This is a genomic window from Paenibacillus sp. FSL R5-0912 (genome assembly GCF_000758605.1).
Taxonomy (GTDB): domain Bacteria; phylum Bacillota; class Bacilli; order Paenibacillales; family Paenibacillaceae; genus Paenibacillus_AQ.
Map to the genome: position 1 here is coordinate 1,501,325 of NZ_CP009282.1, position 21,880 is coordinate 1,523,204.

Consider the following 21,880-nt stretch of genomic DNA (forward strand, 5'->3'; position numbering starts at 1 on the left):
ATGGAGCAGGAGATTAAGAAGCCTACTGTAATCTACGAGTACGATGAAGACAGAGCCGGAATCATCAAAGGTTATGATGTGTACGCACGCCTGGTTGACGGCATACTTGAAGCGCTCTACATCCGCTACGGCGTCCGTTATGAGCTGTATGCGAGCGATGACCCCAACAGTGAATACTGGAAGCTGCTGGAGAATGATGTGCAGAGTGGAAATGCCGGGGTGGAGCATGTGGCGCGGATTTTTGACCGCCTGGAGGACCGGACGTTTGTGTATGACGATGATAAAGAGCAGCCGGAATACAATATCCATCTCTCGATCCGCAATAATGTGCTGGCGTATCCTGCCATGGGCATTGCTCTGGCGCGGGTGCCGGTGTTCCAGGAGAACGGCATCAACTTTCAGGACTATGTGTTCGCGGCATCTGACGCGCAGCTGCAGTTCTTCCTGGCCAATGTGCGTACCCGGCAGCGGGAGCAGAACATCAATAAGGTGACGGTGTTCACTGACCGGCGCAATGGAATCTTCCGTGACGATGAACCCATCACCCGCTCTGTCGGGCGTGAGGAGGTCGTGCTGGACGCGGGGATCAAGAAAGAAATCTACCGTTCGCTCGACCAGTTTTTTGATTCGGACCGCAGCTTCTACGTCACTTACGATATCCCGTACAAGCGGGGCATTCTGCTCTACGGCCATCCGGGCAACGGCAAGACTACGCTCGTCAAATCGATCGCCGGAAGTGTACCGGGACCTGTGATCTACTGGCAGATTACCGAATATACGAGCAGCGAGTCAGTGAATGAGGTGTTCGAGGCTGCGGCCCGGCTGGCGCCGATGGTACTGGTGATTGAGGACATCGATTCCATGCCGCAGGAGGTCCGCTCCTTTTTCCTCAACACGCTGGACGGGGCTACTTCGAAGGAAGGCATCTTCCTGATCGGCACCACCAATTATCCGGAGAAAATCGACCCGGGTCTCATGAACCGCGCCGGGCGCTTCGACCGGGCTTATGAGATCAAGATGCCAAATGAGGCGCTGCGCCTCGAATATCTGCAGCTACGCGGGTTCTCCGCCTTCGCAGGTGAAGAGGGTACGGCCACCGCTGCGCGCCTGACAGGAGATTTCTCCCTGACTCAGCTTGGCGAGCTATATGTCAGTGCGGCGCTGGAATGGCATGAGAATGGCATGGCAGATGTCGAGTCTCTGGTGCGCGGCATGCGCGGCGAACTGGACAAGGGGCGCAAACGGGAATGGATGAAGGATGCTTCGTCCAGTATCGGATTTTATTAAGTATGTGAGAAGCGACTGTAAAGGGAAGATTTGGGGAGCCGGGAGGCTCCCTTTTTGCGTAGGGATGAAGATAAATCTGCTATAGTAAGATGGATGATTCCGGAAATATATGGCTGGAAGCTGTAACTTTTGGCGTTCTCATACGTGGATGGATTAAGGGGGGAGGAGATGGAGCCGAATTCGCTGGATGAGGTATACGAAAATTATGTTACGGACATCTACCGCTATCTGCGCTCCCTCTGCCAGGACCACCATGCGGCCGAAGATTTGATGCAGGAGACCTTTTACCGCGCTTATCTGTATTTGGAGGATTGCCGGGAAGATAAGATTAAGCCGTGGCTGTTCCGCGTGGCTTACAATGCTTTTGTAGATTATAAGCGCAAGGAGAAGCGGAGTGTGTCCAAGGAAGCCGGTTATTTCAGCGGTTTGGCTCATCCTGACACAACAGAGGGGACTTTGCTGCGTCAGGAACGCTGGGCGGAAGCGGCCTTGGCGCTCAATCTGCTGCCGGAAGGACAGCGCCATGCGCTGCTGCTGCATGATTATCACGGGCTGAGTTACAAAGAAGCCGCAGTCGTTATGGATGTGGGCCTGTCCCAATACAAGATACTGGTATTCCGCGCCAGGCAGAAGCTTCGTGAGGCGGAGCGGAGGAGGAATGAGCATGAGTGAGGAATTCAAGGAGAAGCTGCGCCAATACAGCGAAGGCACACTTCCGGAGGAAGAGCGTGAGGAGCTGGAGAGTGAGCTGGCGAAGCTTGAAGCATATCAGCTGTATCTGGAGGAGCAGATGGAGCGGGAGGAGCAGACCAGCGAACGGTGGATCAAGACTGACCCAGAAGGAAGCGCACCTACAGGGCTTAAGAAGACCAAGAGGAAGGCCAAGCGAAGAGAGAAGTCTATTATCCGGCGCGGCAAATGGAAAGCACGAATCACCAATACGTTTACTGTTTTTTCTGCGTTTCTGATCTTTACGGTCATCAGCAGCATCATTACTGCGGTCTTCTACAGCACTGGAGACCGTGGTGACACTTACAAGGATGTGGTGACATCGGCGATTGCCGTTACCCGTCCCAATACAACGGTGAGGCTTTCATCGAACGCACATTATTTTTTCCGACTGGAGTTAACCGGGAATCTGCTGAGGCAGGTGGGCAGCGAGAGCATTCAGGTGGGCAACTATACCCAGAATCTCTTTCTGGGAAGGGCGAATCTTGGGGAGTTTAACTGGATGGATGAGCAGAATGCGGCTACTTATGTATTCTATTATCCGTCTGCGAAGGGCACTGCCGGGAGAGGGGACAACAGCGATCAGTGGAAGAAGCTGGAGAAGCTTCCTGAAGGTACGGTGGCCGAGGCGTATCTGTCGCTGGACCATTTGTATACCACAGATGAGCTGCTCAAGCAATTGGAACCGCTGAACCTTCTGCCTGTCTGGTTCGGTGCAGATACTGGACCTTCAACAAGAGACGATGTGGTCAGATATCCGCTGGGCTTTCCCTACCAGCCCATCTGGCATGAGGATGATATGAAGAAATCCGAAGTCACTACTACCAAGACAGGCTGGTTCAGCTCGGTATCCTCCTATAGCAGCGTATCGCCTTCCGTTGAAGCGTACGGGAGCGGCGCGCTGCGGGATGCCAATTTCATCAAGACCCTTAAGCTGTTGCAGCAGCATCAGACACTTGCGGGCAGAGCGGTGTATATTGACCAGCTTGACACCTCTCTGGCCTATCTGGAGCAGAACGGGGTTAAGCTCTATGGAGCCGTTGTCACCGGGCCGGTCAAGGAACTGCTGAAGCTGCGCGAGGCCTCCTGGGTCAGCTATATGCGGGTGGGTGAAGTCCGGCTGTGGAACTGGCGGGAATAAGGCTTAGGCCGGGCGCGGCTTGCTTCTAAGTTCGCCAAACCGTACAATTATAAGTACGTAAACTTGAGAAGGTTGATGTGAAATGGCTGAGGAACGTTGTTTACAGCGTTTCTCAGCTATTTTACTTCCAGTATCTCGGGTCATCTTTGAACACTTGGAATTAGGATGGAAATTTACCGGGGTGCCGGCAGGAGGACTATAAGAATTAGGAGCTGAAGCAGATGAAGATTGGAGTAGTATCGGATACACATCTCTCAAGCAGGGCCAAGGGACTGCCCTCCGTGCTTATGAAAGAATTCAGCAAGGTGGATATGATTCTGCATCTGGGCGATTGGGTATCGCTGGAGATCTACGATCTGCTGGCCGGGCTTGCTCCGGTAGAGGGAATTGCCGGCAATAACGATGGATATGAGATCATTCAGCGCTTCGGCGAGAGCAAGATCGTTACGCTGGAGGGCATGCGTATAGGAATGATTCACGGACATGCGCCGTATTCCCGCAAGGGGACGGATGGAAATGCGCTGCTGGCCTTTGAAGGCCAGGAGGTGGACTGTATTCTCTTCGGCCATTCCCATCAGCCGCTGATGCGCCGGGAGAACGGTATTCTGCTGTTCAACCCCGGATCACCTACGGACAAGCGCCGGGAGAAGCAGTATTCCTTCGGCCTGATGGACATTGAAGACGGTAAAATCACGGCCCGTCATGTCTTTTATGACTCCAAGGAATAAAGGAAGCAGGGGAGAAGGAGGGAAGAGCTGTGTTGAAATTTCGTTTTGAACGGGCAGGGCTTGAGGATGTGGAGGAGCTTGCTCCACTATTCGATGAATATCGCAGCTATTACGGCCAAGCCTCTGACCTGGAAGCAGCACGGGAATTTCTGAAGGAGAGGCTGTCCAATGAGGAATCTGTAATTTTTATAGCAGCAGCCGGTGAGGGTGCGGACAAGCGGACGTATGGAATGGCGCAGCTGTACCCTTCCTTCTCCTCCATTACAGTTCAGCCCGTATGGATTCTGAACGATCTGTTTGTGACGTCGGAGCAGCGCGGGCATGGACTTGGCTCACTGCTGCTTGAAGGCGTGCGCGGATTTGCGCAGGGTACTGGTGCGAAGGGACTGACGCTTTCAACGATGACGCATAATACCGGCGCACAGCGTCTGTATGAAGCCCAAGGCTACATCCGGGATGATAGCTTTTTCACTTATCATTTATATTTCTAAAGATATAGTTAGGGGAGTTTACGTGGAGACAAGCAATAAGCTGGCCGTGTTTTTTGATCTGGATGATACGTTGTACGACCATTTGGTGCCTTTCCGGGAAGCGGTGCGCGAGGTGCTGGCGCCAGATGAAGACAAGCTGGATTATGCGGAGCTGTTCTACACCGTACGGCATCACAGTGACCTGCTGTGGCCGAAATATCTGCGCGGGGAGCTTGAACTGGAGGAGACCCGGGTGATGCGGCTGGAGCTGGCTTTTGCCGAATATGGCCTGCCCTTGAACCGGGAGCAGGCAGCCAGAGTTCAGGCCTCCTATATTGCCCGCCAGTACACGATCGAGATGATCGAAGGCGTGGCGGAGCAGCTTAAGCGCTTCATTGCCCTGGGTCATCCGGTAGGCATTATCACCAACGGCCCGCTGGAGCACCAGATGGGCAAGCTGCGCGGGCTGGGTATAGATAAGATCATTCCGCAGGAGATGATCTTCATCTCGGATGCTGTCGGCCTGGCTAAGCCCGACCCGGCCATCTTCGCCCATGTTAATAAGATGACGGGAACTGCACCTGAGAACAGCCTCTATGTAGGCGATACATGGGCTAACGATGTGGTTGGTGCGCTTGCGGCAGGCTGGAAGGTATGCTGGTACAACCCGCGCGGCCGGCAGCCGGGTGGGGATCACACGCCAAGCTATATTTTCACCAATTATAAGGAGTTCAGCGAGCTGCCGCTGGTATGACAAAAAGGTGCCCTCCCCCAAAGGAAGGCACCTTTTCTGCTTACATACGATGCTGTACATCCACACTGCGCGGTATTAATCAGCGAAGCTGTACGTAGGATCGGTCAGATTCAGCCGTTCTCTCAGCGAAGAGGTGGCATGAATCTTATTGTCGTCTGTGATGAAGAAGGCATCGATCTTCTCCGGGAGTGCTTCAAGATACTTCATGCCGTCTTCGAGACCCATCAGGAATACACCGGTTGACAAGGCATCCGCATCTGTTGCGTTCGGACTCATAATGGTAATGCTCTTCAGCCCGTTCTGGGAAGGGAAGCCCGTACGCGGGTCAAGAATATGATGGTAACGCACACCGTCCTGCATGAAGAAGCGTTCGTATACCCCGGATGCGTCAATAACCTCGTCCGAGATTTTGATGGTACCCAGCTGGGTACCTCGGCTCTGATCGGGGTCCTGCAGGCCGATATTCCAAGGCGAGCCGTTCGGCTTGTTGCCAAGCGCAATAATACTGCTGCCGCCGAGATTGATCATCGCACTGTCCAGGCCTTGCGCCTTGAGGTAGTCGGCGATCCGGTCAGCGGCATACCCTTTGCCGATCCCGCCCATATCCAGTACCATGCCTTCTTTAGCCAGCTTGACCGTCTTCGCGGCATCATCCACAATAACATCCTTGTAATTGGTCAGGCTGCGGGCTTTATCAATCGCTGCCTGATCGGGAACATGCTCTCCGCCTTCACCGATTGCCCAGAGGTCAACGAGCGGTCCAACAGTCGGATCATATAGCCCGTCCATTTCTTCGGCATATTTGAGGGAAAGCTTCACGATATCCAGCGTTTCGTCGGATACGGCTACGGCTTCTTTACCGGCTGCCTGATTCACAGCGTATAATTCCCCATTCTCCTTGGTGCGGCTGAACTCGATGTCCATCCGTTCCAGCATCGCCTGAATATCATCCATATTCTTCTGCTCTACAGTATTACCGAAGACCTTGATATTCACGACCGTATCATAAATATAAAACGTCTGTTCCAGGGACTTCGTATCGCCATCCTTCGTGACCGTTGCACCGCCGGGGGGTTCAGTAGTCGTGCTGTCTTTTCCATTGTTGCCCACCAATAGCCAGATGCCCACAGCTGCGACGATAACAATGACGAGAGCAGCCAGAATAACGCCAGATTTCTTGTTCTTAAACATATTCCACCATCCATAAAGTTAGTTTCTTGATCACATCTTTATTATCATACCCCAGAAAGAATGGCAAGGGATACTAATTTCATGACATTTTGTGCAGAAGAGCAGCTTGCAGAACGGAAGCGGATTGAAACTTTTATCAAAAAGTTGTCTTCTTGCCGGTGACATGATAAATTGATTGTGACTTGGTGACCAAAAATAAAATTTAGTCAATTTATGGTCGTACAGGAAGAAGGGAGTTTTACCTATGTCCATTGACCGCAAGGCGTTGATCCTGCAGGCAGCGACCCTGTCCTTTGTACAATTTGGCTATAAAGCTACGACTATGGATCAGGTATCCAGAATCGCTAATGTGGGCAAAGGCACAATCTATACTTTTTTCAAAACCAAAGAAGAGCTGTTTGAGGAAATTCTGGACAAGGCTTCGCAGGAATTAATGTCGGTGATGAACCGTGTAGCGGCGGAACAAACGACCTTTGTGCATAACTTGCTTAATCTGCTGGACTCCATTCTGGAATTCCGGTCCGATCATGAGCTATTTGTGAAGCTCGCCCAGGAGGTGCGGGACATCGGGACAGCCCAGGCGCTGGAAGGGGTTAAGCGGATGGAGGCATACGCGCTTGATTTCTTGAAACAGCAGATTGAGGAAGCCATCGGCAGCGGTGAGGTGAAGCCCTGCGATTCCAGTGTTGCGGCATTTATGATTCTGCGAATGTACCTGGCGCTCACCACGGAATGGAACAAATCCCATGAGCCGCTGGACAAAAACAAGATTAAAGAGCATATGATCCTGTTCATTTCGACGGGGATTCTGCTATAGTGTGGGTGGGCTTTTCCCGGATGAGGGGAGTCCGCCCCACGTCTATAATGAGAGCGTCTTCATATATACCGGAAAGCGAGGCTGATCCAAGTGAAGGGCAATAACAATGATTCTACCGGCGGCAGAATGGAAGGTCCGGCGGCACCCAAAGATCCGGAGGACAGAAGAGGCGGCTTCTTCGTAATGTTCGAAACAGCGATAGAGGCGACAGCCAGAGCGGAGGGCAGTCCATCCCAGGAAGTGTATCTGGAAGGCAATTATCTGACGGATAAGGCAAGATACATAGGCGGGATTACGGATGAGGGGATGCTGGCGCTTCTGACCACCTGGGCCGGGTTCCGTGAGCTGGTGCATAGCATCGGGGTGTCCGTGAAGACCGGGACAGGCAGTGAAGGGGGAAAGGTCTCCTTTCTTATGCAGAACTGGGGCGGAAGCAGCAAGTATGAGACAGGAACGCAGCTGCGTGTCCCCTGTCCGGGGGACGGGACGGAGGTATTGCTGAAGCTGGAGGAGGCCATGTGGTCCGGGGACGATATAAGTCCCGGTAAATTCGCTTTTGAATTTAGCCGTGAAGGAGAGCTGGCAACGGCGAGTATTATTTTCTATTTGAATGACGGCTATACTGCGCCTGAAGTTGCAATGGAAGCTCCGGTTGCCTTCGGTTCGCTCGAATACCGCGCAATGATTGCTAAATCTCTGCTGCATTCGGGCAATAATTACCGGCTCAGAACAGCTATAGACAAAGCAATTAAGGGTGAGGATGTCACTATTGCTTATATTGGAGGGTCCATCACCCAAGGTGCAGGGGCTAAGCCGATCCACACCGGTTGTTATGCCTACCAGTCTTATTTGCAGTTCAAGGAGCTGTTCGGTAAGGACGGTGGAGAGAATATCCATTATGTGAAAGCCGGAGTGGGCGGGACGCCTTCTGAGCTTGGAGTGATCCGTTATGAAAGAGATATTCTGCGGGAGGGTGCGGTAACGCCGGATATTGTGGTGGTGGAATTTGCAGTGAATGACGAGGGCGATGAAACGAAGGGCAATTGCTTCGAGAGCCTTTGTCTAAAAATTCTGTCTGATCCGGCCCGGCCTGCCGTGATTCTGCTGTTCAGTGTGTTTGTGAATGACTGGAACCTTCAGGAACGGCTCGCTCCTGTGGGCAGGCACTATAACCTCCCGATGGTCAGCATCAAAGATGCGGTAACCGGACAGTTCCGTTTGAGCAAGACTGAGGGGAATGTCATATCGAAACGGCAATTTTTCTACGATATTTATCATCCTGCGAATGACGGGCACCGGGTTATGGCTGACTGTCTGGGTTATTTATTCTCCGAGACCTGCCGGTCGCTCCGGGACGAAGAGGATATTACAACCGCTAAACGGCCGGTTCTCGGAAATGATTACGCGAATATACGGCTGCTAGACCGCAAGAGCCTGAGCGATCTCAGCGATGTCCGGGTGGAAGCTGGCGGCTTCAGGGCAACCGACACGGATTTGCAGCGGGTAGAGCTAGATGCCGATCCCTTCGGCACCCCGGAATTTCCGCATAACTGGCAGCATACGGCAGCATCCGGTGAGGAAGGCTTCAGGCTGACCATCACCAGCAGCAATCTGATCCTCGTATACAAGGATTCGGGCAGCCCTGATTTTGGCAGAGCAGATATCTTCGTCGATGGCAGCCTTGTACTGACTGCTGATCCGCATGTGAACAGCTGGACGCACTGTAATCCGGTCATTCTGTACCAGAATGAGCAGAGTCAGGAGCATGTCATTGAGATCCGCATGGCGCCGGAAGATAAGGACAAATGCTTTACGGTACTGGGCTTCGGTTATACTGCTTGATGGTTTAAGAACCAGCACACAACAGGACTGAAGAAGTGAGTTCATTCAGACAATGCAGCGACTTATGTATTCAGTCCATGTGGAAATTGAGTGATAGTTGTATTATGTACAATTAAAACCTGCGAAAAGGGTTGCTGCCTTCTTATAACTGCAGTTTGTACAACTAAATCCGCCCGAATCGGACAGAACCCTCTACAACCGGCATTTTAATTGTACGAAATACAACTAAACGGAGAATGGGGTGTAAATTAGACGATTTAGTTGTATAAAGTACAATTAAGCATGCCGGATATCCCATATTCCGTTCACTGCAAAGGTACGTAGGGGATTTTGGAACTGTAGGAGCGATAGCGGACGCCTTTGTCACCGGATTCCCACCGCGAACAGCGGTACAATTCATTCACCGCAGCTACTTCCTCGCTTAAATGGGGGAATCTTTAGTTCAATCTATATAGGTTAAATCTGGCGCTGCTAGTCCAGCATAAATTCCCTGTATTTATCCTTACGGGGGTTAAGTACGAAGAGAATTCCGCTGGCATAGCCCGAGACGGCATTGAAATTCCGCTTGAGGGTAGCTTTGCCGGTTAAATAGGTCAGTGTCCACAGCAAAGCGGCATAATTCTTCACCGGTGCCTTGCGCAGATTAAGCAAATAATAATGATTTACTGCAGTAGCCCGGGCCACCCGGCCAGCCTTGTCGCGGGAGCTGGGAGATTCATGATGCATGATCTTCATCTCCGGGTTGATGACAAGCTTGCCGTATCTGCTGGCCAGATGGCACATATAGATATCGTCAGCCACCGCATAGCTGGTCATCCAGGGGTAAGGCTTCATATCCTGCAGCGCCGACGTCCGGAAGGACATATTGCAGCCATGGAAGAAATCCGTCTCAAAAATATTCTCGGTCTCCCCCCACAGCAGCAGGGAGCCTGCCAGTGTGCTTGCCGACAGCCGGCCGGGTGAAGCCGACATCTGGCAGGTCAGCCTGCCGAGCAGTTTGCCGGACTTGCTGCTGGAGAGGCCCTTGGCGATGCCGCCAACTCCGGCAATGGACGGGTCCGAAGCGTAAGTGTCCAGCATCCGGCGGATGTAGAGCGGATCATCCAGCTCGGCATCGTCATCGAAGCTGAGCAGAATTTCACCGTCGATAAGACCCAGGGCTTCATAGCGGGAGAGCCAGACGCCGGGTTTGGTTTTGCGGTAATAGCGCAGCTCGGCTTGAGGCATACGGCCCAGTACCTTGCGGAAATACTCCAGCACTTTCTCCTCAATCTCGCCGTCATCCACAATCAGCAGTTCAATTGAAACATCCTCCAGCTCTGTCTGCCTGCCGATGGATTCAATGCACAGGGTCAGATCGCTGATCCGGTTGCGTGTAGGAATTACTATAGACAGATCATGCATACCGCTGACTCCTCCCGGGACGTCCTAGACCGTCCGCTTTAATTTTAGATTACAATGCACCGAAAGTACGTGTTGATCTAATTTTACTCCCCCTTTTGTAGGCCGTATATACCACTTTGGTTTACTTTTATTTAGTACAGTTGCGCTTATAATAGAATTAATTTCAGAATGTATATGCTTTCAAAACCTAAGCGGATGCTTCCGAAATGAGCTCTGTTCGAGTTATACAGGGTGTGAAAAAATTTTAGGAGGGGACGTTATGCATGTCGGGATCTTTATGCATACCAATTACTTTGAAGATTTCTTCGTAAAGGGTCTGGGTCTCAGTGAAGAGGAATATGTACATTCGTATCATAACGATTTTTCTTTCGACTATGCGCGTCTTCTGCAAACCAAGGGGATCCGCACGACCATTTATAATTTCACCAGAATTGGGAGTGAGGTCCGCACCTATCAGCACGGAATCGTGGATTGTACGATTAAGTTTATCCCGGTGGGCATGCTGTATAAATGGTATTCCGTCATTCCCTTGTCCCACCGGACACCGATCGGCAAATTCGTATCACAATATATATCCACGATTCAGAGAGACCTGTGTGATATTCTGCGGGGAGACGGAATCAGCCTGATTTATGCCCAGGAATATGCTTCCGGACGGTTTGAGCGGCTGGCTGCCGCTGCGAAGAAGCTGAGCATCCCGATCATTGCCGCTTACCACGGGGGCAGCATCCATAAGTGGATTCTGCCGATCAAGAAGCATACGCTTCATAAGGCAGCATTCATGACTACGCTTAACGAAGATGAGCAGAACAGCATGGTGCGCCACTTTCCGCATCTGGAGGGGCGGATCCGGCTGCTTCCGAATTTCGTGAATTCGGCGATCTTTTACCAGCGGGATAAGGATGAAGCAATAGCTGCGTTGGGGCTGGACCCCGGCTACAGATATATTATTACCGTTGGACGGCTGTTTGAGCATCAGAAAGGCCATTCGCTGCTGGTGCAGGCCATGGAGCAGCTGAAGCAGTACCCTGACCTTAGAATATTGGTTGCCGGCGGCGGTCCGGATGAACAGAATCTGAAGAATATGATCCGGGCCAAGGGGCTGGAGGACCGCTTCATCATGCTCGGTACAATCCGCAACAAGGATATGCTGGCCAGCTATTACAGCGTCTCTGAGCTGTTTGTGCTGCCTTCGCGGTATGAAGGATTGCCGCTGGTTATCCTGGAAGCGGGGGCCTGCGGTCTTCCAACCGTTGCTTTTAATGTGATGGGGGTCAGAGGTCTGGTACGCCACGGGGAGAGCGGACTGCTCGCTGAAGGGCTTGATCCGGCTAAACTTGCTGCATCCCTGGATCAGCTGCTCGGCAATCCTGAACTGTGCCGGGAGATGGGGGCAGCAGCGCTGCAGATTGTCCGCTCTGATTATTCGGAAGAGATTATCGGAGCCAGACTCTACAATCTGCTTCAGGAGAGCTTAGGGCTTGATCCGTCCGCACCGCTCTTTGGTGACGGGTATGCTCCAGAGTTAACGTCTCCCTTGTAAACCGCTGTCTTATTGTTGTGCCGTTGTGACTGAGGCCGCGGCTGCTGGAATACGGCCGATGGTCACTCCTCTAATTGGCGAACCCGTTGCAGATCTGATGCTCTGCGACTACATAGAAGCCGTATAGCTGCTGTATGCCTGCATAGAAGCCGATGGCGGCTATACAGGCATACAGCAGCTTGTTGCGGAACGGGGCGATTTTGGGATAGCTGCCGCATATATCAACAGACCCGCCGTAAGCAAGCATCCAATCTGCGGATGGCAGAAAGTTTGTTTGTAATTTTCGGTTTTTAACTATATAATAGTAAGTGACATGTAAGACTCGTCAATTGTAGTACAGCGTTACATCCAATACATTTCAGGAGGAATTCCCATGAGAATAGATATATGGTCCGATTATGCCTGCCCGTTCTGTTATATCGGCAAAAGACGGCTGGAGCACGCCCTGAGCCAGTTCCCGGACCGTGACAAAGTGGAGGTCGTATTCCGCAGCTTCCAGCTCGATCCGAATGCGCGCACCGACGAAACGAGAGATATTCACGACATTCTGGCTGCCAAATATGGCATGACCCGTGACAAGGCTAAAGCTACGAACGCACAGCTTGCCGAACAAGCGCAGGGTGTGGGTCTTGAGTTCAACTTTGATACGGTCCAGTCGACCAATACGTTTGACGGTCACCGCTTAAGCCATTTCGCGGGTACAAAGGGTAAAGCCCAGCAAATGACCGAACGGCTGCTGCGCGCGTATTTCACTGACTCGCTGAACCTCGGTGACCGCAAGGTACTGGCTGAGCTGGCCGCTGAAGTCGGCTTGGATCAGGCTGAAACGGCTGCGGTGCTGGAGAGTGACGCTTATGCTGATCAGGTGAATGCAGATATTGATGCAGCCCGGCTGCTGAATATCACCGGCGTGCCGTTCTTCGTCTTCAACAATAAGTATGCGGTGTCCGGCGCGCAGCCGGGTCCGGTATTCATCGAAGTCCTGGATACCGTCTGGGCCGAAGAGCAGAATACCCCTGTGCTCCAGGTAGTCGGCAAGCCACAGGCGAAGGCAGAGGATGCTGACGGCTGTGATGATGGCTCCTGCAGCATCTGATTCCGTTTAGGCAGACTACACACAAATACCCCGCTGTATGGATTTTCTCCATGCAGCGGGGTATTTCTTTTACCTATTTCGGGCCATATAACAGTACTATCTGAACGAAGTCACAAGGCTCGATAACAGCGTGCGCACATCATGCTGGTATTCCTTAATCGGCTCAACCGGACGGCCCATGCCGAACAGTGTGTAGACAGCGATTCGGGCCGCCCTGACGGAATATTCTTCCGTGAAGACCACATCATCCGGGATTTCACAGTATTGGCCGACAAAGGCCAGGTTAGTGGAGCCTTCAGGTACAACCTGCGGCCGGTCGCTGTTCAGCCGTGGCATAAACTGGGAAGTGATATAAGGCATCATGCATGGAATGCAGTTCGCTGTAGCCATGATCTCTTCCTTATGCGCTTCGAAATGGAGATGGCCAATCAGCTCCTGCATGATCTCTTCGCCGGTACAGTCACACATTTTCTTGTGGACATAATCACCGACCTTATCCGGATACAGTCCGTAACCCCAGAATACTTTGACATGCTCCGGCTGGTTGCGGAAATGCGGCTGGAAGGCCAATACAACGGACATCAGCCAGCTGGAATCCTTGAAGGTCACTAGTGCCCCAGTGCCGGCACGGTTGCGGGTGAAGTCTTCCATGAGGTCGAAGAACTTCGAGTCCTGGAAGGTAACCGTGAAGGATTCCCATTTGGACTCGTCCACATGATCGTCGAAGGACGAAGGATTGCCGAGACCCTGCTTCTTGGCGGCGATATTCTCCCACAGCTTCCAGGAGCTGCCCTTGCCGTTCAGGCGGGGTGCGGAGGTCATCGATCCGAGGCTGGAGCCTTCGGTCATCGAGCCGTTGGTGATAATGACACGGTCGCCTTCGTTTACCTCGATCACGTCTTCCACGCCTTGGCGGGAGACCTTCATTTTCGTAACGGTAATGCCGTCGCCTTCTTTGAATTCCAGATCGGTTACCGTACATTTTAACGTGAAATCTACGCCAAACGGTTCCAAGTACTGGTGCAGCGGCAGAATAATCGAATCATATTGATTGTAAGGGGTGCGGGTTACGCCTTCGAGCGTCTGAATTCTCGGGAATTCATGAATGAAGCGGATCATATACCGTTTCAGCTCAACCGCACTATGCCAAGGCTGGAAGGCGAAGGTAGTCGCCCACATATACCAGAAGTTGGTGGTGAAGAAATGCGGCCCGAACCAGTCATTAATCCGCGCTTTGCCCATTTTGGCCTCCGGAGTAATGATCAGCTTGCCGAGGGCCAGGCGGTCAGCCATATCGAAGCCCATTGAATTGACGTCCTGAATCTCACCCTTGCTGTCGACCAGGCGCGCCTTGGAGCGGGTGGGATTGGCATCATCGAACTGGGTGATTTCTTCCCGCAGCGTCAGCCCCGGCTGGTCAATCGATGGAATCGTATTTAGAAGTTCCCATAGGTTCTCATAGGTTTCGTCGTTCAGCATCCGGCCGCCCCGGATCACATAGCCGTGCTCCTCATTGCCTGAGCCGTCATTGCTGCCGCCGAGGATCTTCATCTCTTCAATAATGTGAATGTTCTGTCCGGGAAAACCACAGTCTCTGACGAGGTATGCCGCACCCGCAAGTGATGCAATTCCGCCGCCGACAAAATACACCTGTTCGTTACCGTACTCTTTTTTCACTGATTGTCGCCTCCATAGGTTTGCTTGATTGCTGTACCTGAACCGAGTGTAATATAGCGCCGCTGTGGAAGGTATCATCAAAAGTCCGCGAGTGTATGAAATTTGGTCATATCGAGCAAAGTGTATAGTTTTTGGACAGAAAAAAACCCCACACTGTGGGGCTTTGGCTTCGCTGCTTACCCGGGTAAGCAGCCCGGAGGGTTACGACGTCGCCTGTTCATATTTATGCAGCGCCTTCAGAAAATTTCCCTCGATCAGCACACTGAGCTTCTCAATCACATGCTTCGGCTGATCCTTCATGCCGTCGCGCATCCACTGAATCACAAGCCCGGTGAAGGCCAGCGTATAGAAGTTAGCGATAAATTGCTTATCCTCCAGCCTGATATCCATTCCCGTGGCCAGCTCGTCAATGACTCCCATGATCAGATCATTAGTTACTTCATACAAGTAGGCGTCGAGATGTGTCCGTCCAAGCGAGTCCAGCGTGTTGCAGCAGAAGGCTTTATTGCTCTCGATATAGCAGAAAATCCGGTGAAAGCCGTCCGTCCACGTGCTGTAGCTGCGGTACTGGGCAATGCTCTCGACCGCCTCAGTCTTATAGATCCAGCCCAGGAGGTCAAAGATATCCTGAAAATGATAATAAAAGGTCTGCCGGTTCACTCCGCAGTCGTCAACCAGATGCCTGACGGAGATTTTGTTCAGCGGAATATGTGCCATCAGCTCTTTCAGGGAGTGGGCGAGCGCATTTTTGGTCAGCAAGGAATTGGACATCAGGGTCATCAGCTCCTCTTGTAAACCTGTATAAGGGTAGAGTCCGGCCAGCAGAAGGCATCAGCGTCTGCGCAAATATTGAACAAGCAGCCGGCTGCCTTCCACAAGCAAACCCAGGACGAAACCACCCGCCGTGAACAGGAGAAAAGACAAAAAGCCCGCAAGATCCTCCCAGCCTGACATATCGCGGGAAGTGTACATGAACATCAGGCTGATCCCGAGCACAACACCTGCGGTCGAGAATATCCACACCAGCCGGGCACCATACCAGCCGAAGCTGTTAATAATGCCGGAGAGCACGATGGCAAGAGCAGCCCAGCGCAGTAAGATCAGAAGATCGAAACCCTCGCCGAGCAGCACGAACCGGTGCAGAATCAGCAGCAGCCACACAATCAGCGCATAACTGACATACCACCAGAGCCAGCGGCCTATCCGGGCAGGAGGCAGAAAGTTCATAAGCAGTTCACCCGCCTTAAGAATTATACCTCCTCCAGTTCCCCGGCGCTTTGCAGCAGGAACTTCAGAAGGTTCGGAATATCTTCCATTTGTTCTTCAGTAATTTGTCGCTTGAACTGCAGTTCTATGCAGTTATTGTAGGTATCGCCTTCTTGACCGTAGCGGAAGCTGAGGGATTGGACAGGCTGGAAATCCGGCCCCCAGATCGTAGACAGAATCTTCTCCGCCGCAGGACACTGCACGTTCACATCGTCAATCTCCATATAAAATCGTAATAGAAGAGTGCAGCCGGGATCGCTCCCCGGTGTTTCCAGAATTTCGTCACCCAGATCCTTCACCGAAGATTGCAGTATAATTTCGGAGGTTACATTATTGCCTTCAGTCAATTTGAACGCAAGGCTGAATTCCCGTGACATCAGCGCGAGGTTCAGCATATCCGACCGATCCGTCACGACGAGGATTCCATCCAGATTATCGTAATCGTAGATCTGGTTCTCAAAAGCAATTTTAATATTGTCAAAGACAGTAGGATGGAACAAGAGCGGCACCTTCTCACGTTTCTCTGTATTGTACCATGACGCAGAAAAAAGTGATAAAGAATGCGGATGAATCGAAGAATCCCTGCAATGACAAATGAGAGGCATAAATGCCTCTCATTTGCCCTTCAAAGAAATTAGCCGGCTTGTTTAGTTCGTCGGCGCAGGTGCGGTATACTTCAGGAATGTCTTTGGAATCGGACTCTCGAAGGTCAAGATTTCTCCCGTAGTAGGATGAGCGAACGAGAGAACGCGGGCATGCAGTCCGAGACGGCCTACGGCTTTGGTCTCTGCGCCGTATTTCTTGTCACCGGCAATCGGATGCCCGATATCCGCCATGTGCACACGGATCTGATTCTTACGGCCGGTCTCCAGATGCACTTCCAGCAGGGAGAAATGGCGGTTGGCCTGGAGCAGCTTATAACGGGTTACGGCATGCAGCCCGTCCCCTTCATGCGGACTGGAGTACATCTTCAGCGTTGAAGTTTCCTTCAGCCATGAACTGATAGTGCCTTCCGGTTTCTTGACTGCGCCTTCCACCAGCGCCACGTAGGAACGTTCCTTGACGGTCTCCTTCCAGCTGTTCTGCAGGGACTGCTGAATCGCCTCGCTTTTGGCAAACATCATGACTCCTGAGGTATCACGGTCCAGCCGGTGTACCACAAAGACGCGGTTCTTCGGATTCGTCAGGCGCACATGCTCCATCAATTGGCGGTAAGCTGTCAGTTCATTGTCTTCTCCGGTAGCAATCGACAGCAGTCCGGCATCCTTCTGAATGACGATGATATCATCATCCTCATGAACGATGGTCAGGCCGAGCATTTCTTTGGCTTCTGCATGCCTCTCCTGATCAATTGTCACGGTCTGGCCGGGGTGGAGCTGATGATTATGCTGGGTCACCGGCTTGCCGTTCACCGATATCTGTCCCCGGGACAGCATCGACTTGACTGCATTCCGTCCCTTGTTCGTAATCGTCTTAAGCAGATAAGGCAGCAGCTCTGCGGGCTCGGACACCGTATAGGACTTTATCTGAGCTGGTGTTTTAGATATTGTTTTGGCAGGTGCTCCCGGCCTTGCTCCCGGTTTATGATTAGAGGTCTTGTTCCCCTGATTTCTGGTTCCTGATTTAGGCTGGGCCTTGGAGGCTGCTGCGGGCTTCACGGACCGCTTGGAACCCTCTTTCGGATTTCTTCTTGTATTCATGCCTGCATTCTCCGTCCTGTAAGATTGTACTCCTCAATATACCATGCACTGTGAAGAAATACTACGGAGAGCGCGGGGATAACTAGACATAAATCATCAGCCCGATAAGAATAAATACGCTGAGAATACAGTAGATCCATCCCATAACAGCAGCGTATTTTTTCTCCCGGAACCAGCCTCTGTCTTTATATATCCTGGAATCTACAGTCAGCATCAGCAGCGCGGAGACAAACAGAATGATCGAGGAACAGGTGAGTAACCGGATTATGCAGATCAACCCTCTCTAAAGTGAAAATATTGTACATTCGCGATTTTTACTGATCTTTAAGTCCGACTCTCCGGAGGCGCAGAGACAATTTGATATCGACCTCCACAGTGCTGTACATCATTTCCCAATCGTCTTTTCCATGGATATGCTGCTTCCAGAATGAAGGATGTTTGCTTCGGATCATTTCACCCATACCAAAGATATCGGAATGATCCTTTTGCGTTTTTTGAATCAATCCGGTCAGCAGCTTGCTGATCCCTTCTTCGAAATCCCGTTCAATCTCATGCAGATTGGCCGATGAATTGACCGGTTTGTCACTATTGTAGTGCTCATCCAAATCCCCTTCCAGAAAAATCTCATAGGAGACATGGGGCTTGCCCTCAGTGATTCGGCTCCTGACCCGGGTAAAGCGTTCATTTGTCTTGGTCATAACGACTCCCAGATTCTTCGTTTTGAAGAGGGCAGAGTACCCCCCGGGGTCTATTCCCTGGATGGCCATGAATACGCCGATCTCAATCGGTACGGTCCTGCTGACCATTTTTCCGCCGCTGAAATAAGCCAGGCCTTTGATCATAATATTATCTTTATCACGGAGTGCGATATAGGGAAGGTAAGCACTTTGTCCCCATGCGGAATGTGCTGACCAGAACGTGCCGATACAATCCCGGGGGAACTTGCCGGAGGCGACGGATTTCTCCATCATGGCCAAAATGTAGAGCGTAGGCACACGTTGAAGCGGGGGCTCCAGATCCATAAATGCTGAAGCCGGCCCTTCGGACACAAGCAGCCAGGTTCTGCGCCGGATCTCCGGATTACGCCTTAGATAATCGTTCAGCTCATTGAAATTGCCCCGGGCGATACCCTCGCTGATGATAATGATCCGCAAATGAACCAGGTAACGCGGGTCAGCAATTTGCTGCTGCAGATTATTCATAGCGTCGTCCAGTGAAATGCCGTATACATGTACCACCCATAGCGGATTTGAGCTTCCTTCACTAGATCCGCCTCCGCTGCTCGGCCCAAGAGGAACCCTTCCGGGAACTGCAATCTGTGCCGTAACACTGATGTATTCTGCAGGTAAAGAATCATTATCCATATGAGTGACCTTATCTTCTTTTTCTGCCACTTCCGCTTTGACCTTGTCGATGGAGAGGCCAAGCACAAGCGCGCGGTCTTCAATCTCTACCTGATCCCAGCATCCCGCCAGAAGCGGAGCGATAAAAACCAGCAGCAGGGTCAGTGCAGAATTGCGAAGAAGCCATTTACTCATGCGGGAACCTTCTTTCTTGGAAGCCGGATCAAGTGCGCAAGCCATAGTAGCAGCGGATAGCCAATCAGCAGAACCATTACGGCATTCCCGAGCTGCAGAGACCAATAATAAGTGTCAAATACATTCGTAGGAAACATGGATATGGCAAACACCACCGGGAGCAGGACACTGGAAGCCATACGCTGGTCGCGGAGAGCGAACAGATTCTGTATAAGGTAAGCAGATACGTAATACGTAGTGTAGACCGTTGTGTAGACGGAAATGACCCAAAGAACTATAAAGATGGCATCCAGCCGTTCAAAGACTCCTTGCTCAAAGGCTGCATTCCGGGCCATCTCCAAAGTGGGATAGATCAGCAGCTTGCTCTCCTCAGCACCGAATATTCCCAGTGAGGTGATAACGATCAGCAGATAAATGGCACCGGACGTGAAGATTGCCAGTGCTCCTGCCCGTACGGCCTGCTTAGGCTTCACCATAAAGGGAATCAGCAGTGTGATTACGAATGAGCTCTGAAACAAATAGCTGGCGATCTGTGCCCCTTTCCAAAACTTGTGATTCAGGGGCATAAGAATAGGCTGAAGATTAAGCAAAGTAATATTGTCCATTGAGATCAGAATCATGATTACGATAGAGCCGACAATCAGCGGTAAATAAAAGGCATGGATATAAGAAAATTTCACAATATTGCGCCTGGAGGAGAGCAGGCATACGAACAGCAGCAGAAAAATGGTGGCCTCAATGGGTGTCTTCCGGTAGAGCACGGTTGTGGCGATATCGCCGAACTGGCGGGCGGTAAGGCCCGTCTGTATAACGAACACCAGCATAATCACAGCAGTGAACAATACAGCGAACGGACGGCCGATCAAACGGCGGCTGAACACAAACAGAGTTTCTTTGGGGTAAAGCTGGCATAGAGAGGTAAGCACATAGTAGATTAAAAAGGAGATGATCACACCTGTGAGCGCGATAAAAGGCCCACTGTTATCCCCTGCTGCGATCATAAAACGGGGGAAACTCTGTATTCCTACGCCGATAATCGTGCTACAGATGACGGCTGCCGCCCGAGCTGTTGTGATCTGCCTGAAATTACTCATCGGTCTCACCTTCCTGACTGAGGATCTGATCTACATAAGCGGAGGAAACGCTGCCAGCTATCCTGGTGTTATCCTTGGCATGCAGGAAGCTGGGGCGGCGGCGCATCCACCACAGAGGAACTCTGACCAGAGTGTCCTTAAGGTCACGCCACTTCCCCGGGACGTAAGGCGACATGTATGGAACTCCGAAGGATTCCAGAAACAGCAGATGATTCACAATAAGGATCGTGCCGATCATTACACCATACAGGCCGAACATCCCAGCCAGTATTATTAGAGGAAACCTAAGCATCCGCAGTGCGATTGCGGCATTATACGCCGGTGTGGCAAAAGAGCCGATTGTCGTAAGCGCGACAATGACGACCGTGATCGGGCTGGCCAGCCCGGCACCCACGGCGGCCTGGCCGATGACAAGGACGCCTACAATAGATAAAGCTCCGCCGATCATTTGCGGGAGGCGGATGGTGGCTTCACGCAGCACTTCCATGGATACCTCCATGATCAGCACTTCCAGTACAGCAGGGAAAGGGACACCGGCTCTTCCACCCGAGATGGCCACGGCGAACTCTGTAGGCATTAATTCGGGGTTAAACGAGATTACAGAAACATAGAACGCCGGGAAAAAAAGGGAACAGGCTAAAGCGATCAGACGGATCATACGGATCAGGCTGCCCATAATGAAACGCTCTGTGTAATCATCTACCGTCTGAAAGAACTGGTTGAACAGAGCAGGGACGATCACAGCAAAGGGAGAACCGTCGACAAGCATGGCAACCCGCCCTTCCAGCAGAGCGGCAACCGTCTTGTCGGGCCGCTCTGTGCATTGTACCTGCGGGAACGGAGACAGCGGCTGGTCTTCGATGAACTGCTCAATATATCCGGCATCAAGAATGCCGTCGGTATCAATCATTGAGATTCTGCGCATCGCTTCAGCAACGAGCCCGCTGTCGGCAATGCTCTCGATATAACATAATGCCACCCTCGACTGGGTACGTGTTCCGATCGGGCTGATTTCGATCCGGAAATCCGTGCTCTGAAGCCGATAGCGCAGCAGGGAGAGGTTATTCTCCAGCTTCTCCACGTAACCTTCACGGGGGCCGCGGATGACCTGCTCGGTCTGCGGCTGCTCCACGCCGCGCATGTCAATCTGGCGCATATCGAGTACGAGGGCTTCGGGCACTCCCTCTATCAGCAGAATTAGCTCACCCTTCACGGCCGCGTCAGGCAGCACAGAAATGTCTGTAGTGGTGGTTCCTTGTGTTACCTGGACGGCTGTGCTCCAGATATAATGGATCATGCCGGCAATAGAATCCGGAATATCCTGATGCCCGGAGGGCCCGGCCATTAAGGGTTTAAGGACATGCTCGCGCACCTGCTCCATATTAACCAGTGAAGAGAAGAAGAGCATTGCGGCCTGGTGAGCTCCGAAGAGCTGGAAGTCGCGGACTACGAGGTCGCCGTTGTCGCCGAGCCGTGCCTGCAGCGCTTGTAAATCGGCCTGCAGATTTCCTGTAAGCGGACTTTTGTCAGGCTCTGGAGGAGAAGCTTGCTGCTGCTTGTGCATATAAGAGGTATATATATCTTTCCAGGCTTGCAAGTGGCC

Annotated in this window: 21 protein-coding genes and 1 pseudogene; 10 read left to right on the forward strand and 12 right to left on the reverse strand. The window is 51.9% G+C overall.

What is annotated here, in order from left to right; genetic code table 11:
- The 6 genes from R50912_RS06520 to R50912_RS06545 all read left to right on the forward strand — a co-directional run bounded on the left by R50912_RS06520 (position 1) and on the right by R50912_RS06545 (position 5,109).
- Entirely contained in the window at positions 1–1,287 is a 1,287-nt protein-coding gene (locus tag R50912_RS06520) for an ATP-binding protein (protein ID WP_042233329.1), read from the forward strand.
- A 168-nt stretch (positions 1,288–1,455) separates the two neighbouring features.
- Positions 1,456–1,959, forward strand: a complete 504-nt coding sequence (locus R50912_RS06525; protein ID WP_042233330.1) for a sigma-70 family RNA polymerase sigma factor — start codon at positions 1,456–1,458, stop codon at positions 1,957–1,959.
- On the forward strand, positions 1,952–3,157 hold the full coding sequence (locus R50912_RS06530) for an anti-sigma factor (RefSeq protein ID WP_042233332.1): 1,206 nt from the start codon (positions 1,952–1,954) through the stop codon (positions 3,155–3,157). The genes R50912_RS06525 and R50912_RS06530 overlap by 8 nt, the downstream gene beginning before the upstream one ends.
- Before the next feature lie 221 nt (positions 3,158–3,378).
- A complete protein-coding gene (locus tag R50912_RS06535; RefSeq protein ID WP_042233334.1) occupies positions 3,379–3,885 on the forward strand; it encodes a metallophosphoesterase family protein in 507 nt (168 codons plus the stop codon).
- A gap of 29 nt (positions 3,886–3,914) precedes the next feature.
- Positions 3,915–4,376 (forward strand): GNAT family N-acetyltransferase, encoded by a 462-nt coding sequence (locus tag R50912_RS06540; protein ID WP_231637792.1) that lies wholly within the window; start codon positions 3,915–3,917, stop codon positions 4,374–4,376.
- Between the two features lie 22 nt (positions 4,377–4,398).
- On the forward strand, positions 4,399–5,109 hold the full coding sequence (locus tag R50912_RS06545) for an HAD family hydrolase (protein WP_042233336.1): 711 nt from the start codon (positions 4,399–4,401) through the stop codon (positions 5,107–5,109).
- A 75-nt stretch (positions 5,110–5,184) separates the two neighbouring features.
- Here the strand turns inward: R50912_RS06545 and R50912_RS06550 are convergent, their stop codons facing one another.
- Positions 5,185–6,300, reverse strand: coding sequence for an FAD:protein FMN transferase (locus R50912_RS06550; RefSeq protein WP_042233338.1), 1,116 nt, complete (start codon positions 6,298–6,300; stop codon positions 5,185–5,187).
- Positions 6,301–6,544: 244 nt separating this feature from the next.
- On the opposite strand from R50912_RS06550, the gene R50912_RS06555 reads away from it, so the two are divergent.
- A complete protein-coding gene (locus R50912_RS06555; protein ID WP_042233340.1) occupies positions 6,545–7,117 on the forward strand; it encodes a TetR/AcrR family transcriptional regulator in 573 nt (190 codons plus the stop codon).
- A 126-nt stretch (positions 7,118–7,243) separates the two neighbouring features.
- Positions 7,244–8,959: an SGNH/GDSL hydrolase family protein gene (locus tag R50912_RS06560; protein ID WP_042241752.1), complete on the forward strand. Its 1,716-nt coding sequence runs from the start codon at positions 7,244–7,246 to the stop codon at positions 8,957–8,959.
- Between the two features lie 471 nt (positions 8,960–9,430).
- Here the strand turns inward: R50912_RS06560 and R50912_RS06565 are convergent, their stop codons facing one another.
- Positions 9,431–10,363, reverse strand: a complete 933-nt coding sequence (locus R50912_RS06565) for a glycosyltransferase family 2 protein (protein WP_042134449.1) — start codon at positions 10,361–10,363, stop codon at positions 9,431–9,433.
- A 259-nt stretch (positions 10,364–10,622) separates the two neighbouring features.
- Here R50912_RS06565 and R50912_RS06570 point away from each other — a divergent pair, with 259 nt between their 5' ends.
- Entirely contained in the window at positions 10,623–11,906 is a 1,284-nt protein-coding gene (locus R50912_RS06570; protein WP_042233342.1) for a glycosyltransferase family 4 protein, read from the forward strand.
- 70 nt (positions 11,907–11,976) lie between these two features.
- Here the strand turns inward: R50912_RS06570 and R50912_RS34800 are convergent, their stop codons facing one another.
- Entirely contained in the window at positions 11,977–12,153 is a 177-nt protein-coding gene (locus R50912_RS34800) for a hypothetical protein (RefSeq protein ID WP_156122988.1), read from the reverse strand.
- Positions 12,154–12,279: 126 nt separating this feature from the next.
- Here R50912_RS34800 and R50912_RS06575 point away from each other — a divergent pair, with 126 nt between their 5' ends.
- The gene (locus tag R50912_RS06575; protein WP_042233344.1) at positions 12,280–13,002 is read left to right on the forward strand and encodes a DsbA family oxidoreductase; all 723 of its coding nucleotides are present in this window, start codon (positions 12,280–12,282) and stop codon (positions 13,000–13,002) included.
- A 96-nt stretch (positions 13,003–13,098) separates the two neighbouring features.
- On the opposite strand, the pseudogene R50912_RS06580 reads toward R50912_RS06575, so the two are convergent.
- The 9 genes and pseudogenes from R50912_RS06580 to R50912_RS06620 form a co-directional block, all read right to left on the reverse strand.
- A pseudogene (locus R50912_RS06580) lies at positions 13,099–14,688 on the reverse strand (oleate hydratase); the annotation flags it as partial.
- 192 nt (positions 14,689–14,880) lie between these two features.
- Positions 14,881–15,450, reverse strand: coding sequence for a TetR-like C-terminal domain-containing protein (locus R50912_RS06585; RefSeq protein ID WP_042241755.1), 570 nt, complete (start codon positions 15,448–15,450; stop codon positions 14,881–14,883).
- A 60-nt stretch (positions 15,451–15,510) separates the two neighbouring features.
- The gene (locus R50912_RS06590) at positions 15,511–15,906 is read right to left on the reverse strand and encodes a hypothetical protein (protein WP_042233348.1); all 396 of its coding nucleotides are present in this window, start codon (positions 15,904–15,906) and stop codon (positions 15,511–15,513) included.
- 23 nt (positions 15,907–15,929) lie between these two features.
- Entirely contained in the window at positions 15,930–16,445 is a 516-nt protein-coding gene (locus tag R50912_RS06595) for a hypothetical protein (protein WP_042233351.1), read from the reverse strand.
- A gap of 147 nt (positions 16,446–16,592) precedes the next feature.
- Entirely contained in the window at positions 16,593–17,645 is a 1,053-nt protein-coding gene (locus R50912_RS06600; protein WP_081956398.1) for an RluA family pseudouridine synthase, read from the reverse strand.
- An 82-nt stretch (positions 17,646–17,727) separates the two neighbouring features.
- Positions 17,728–17,922 carry a CLC_0170 family protein gene (locus R50912_RS36400; RefSeq protein WP_042233353.1) on the reverse strand — a complete coding sequence of 65 codons (195 nt, stop codon included), beginning with the start codon at positions 17,920–17,922 and terminating at the stop codon, positions 17,728–17,730.
- Positions 17,923–17,959: 37 nt separating this feature from the next.
- The gene (locus R50912_RS06610; protein ID WP_042233355.1) at positions 17,960–19,183 is read right to left on the reverse strand and encodes a Ger(x)C family spore germination protein; all 1,224 of its coding nucleotides are present in this window, start codon (positions 19,181–19,183) and stop codon (positions 17,960–17,962) included.
- Positions 19,180–20,277 carry a GerAB/ArcD/ProY family transporter gene (locus R50912_RS06615; protein ID WP_042233357.1) on the reverse strand — a complete coding sequence of 366 codons (1,098 nt, stop codon included), beginning with the start codon at positions 20,275–20,277 and terminating at the stop codon, positions 19,180–19,182. Before R50912_RS06615 ends, R50912_RS06610 begins: the two co-directional genes overlap by 4 nt.
- Positions 20,270–21,874 (reverse strand): spore germination protein, encoded by a 1,605-nt coding sequence (locus R50912_RS06620; RefSeq protein WP_231637793.1) that lies wholly within the window; start codon positions 21,872–21,874, stop codon positions 20,270–20,272. Before R50912_RS06620 ends, R50912_RS06615 begins: the two co-directional genes overlap by 8 nt.
- Between the last annotated feature and the right edge of the window lie 6 nt (positions 21,875–21,880).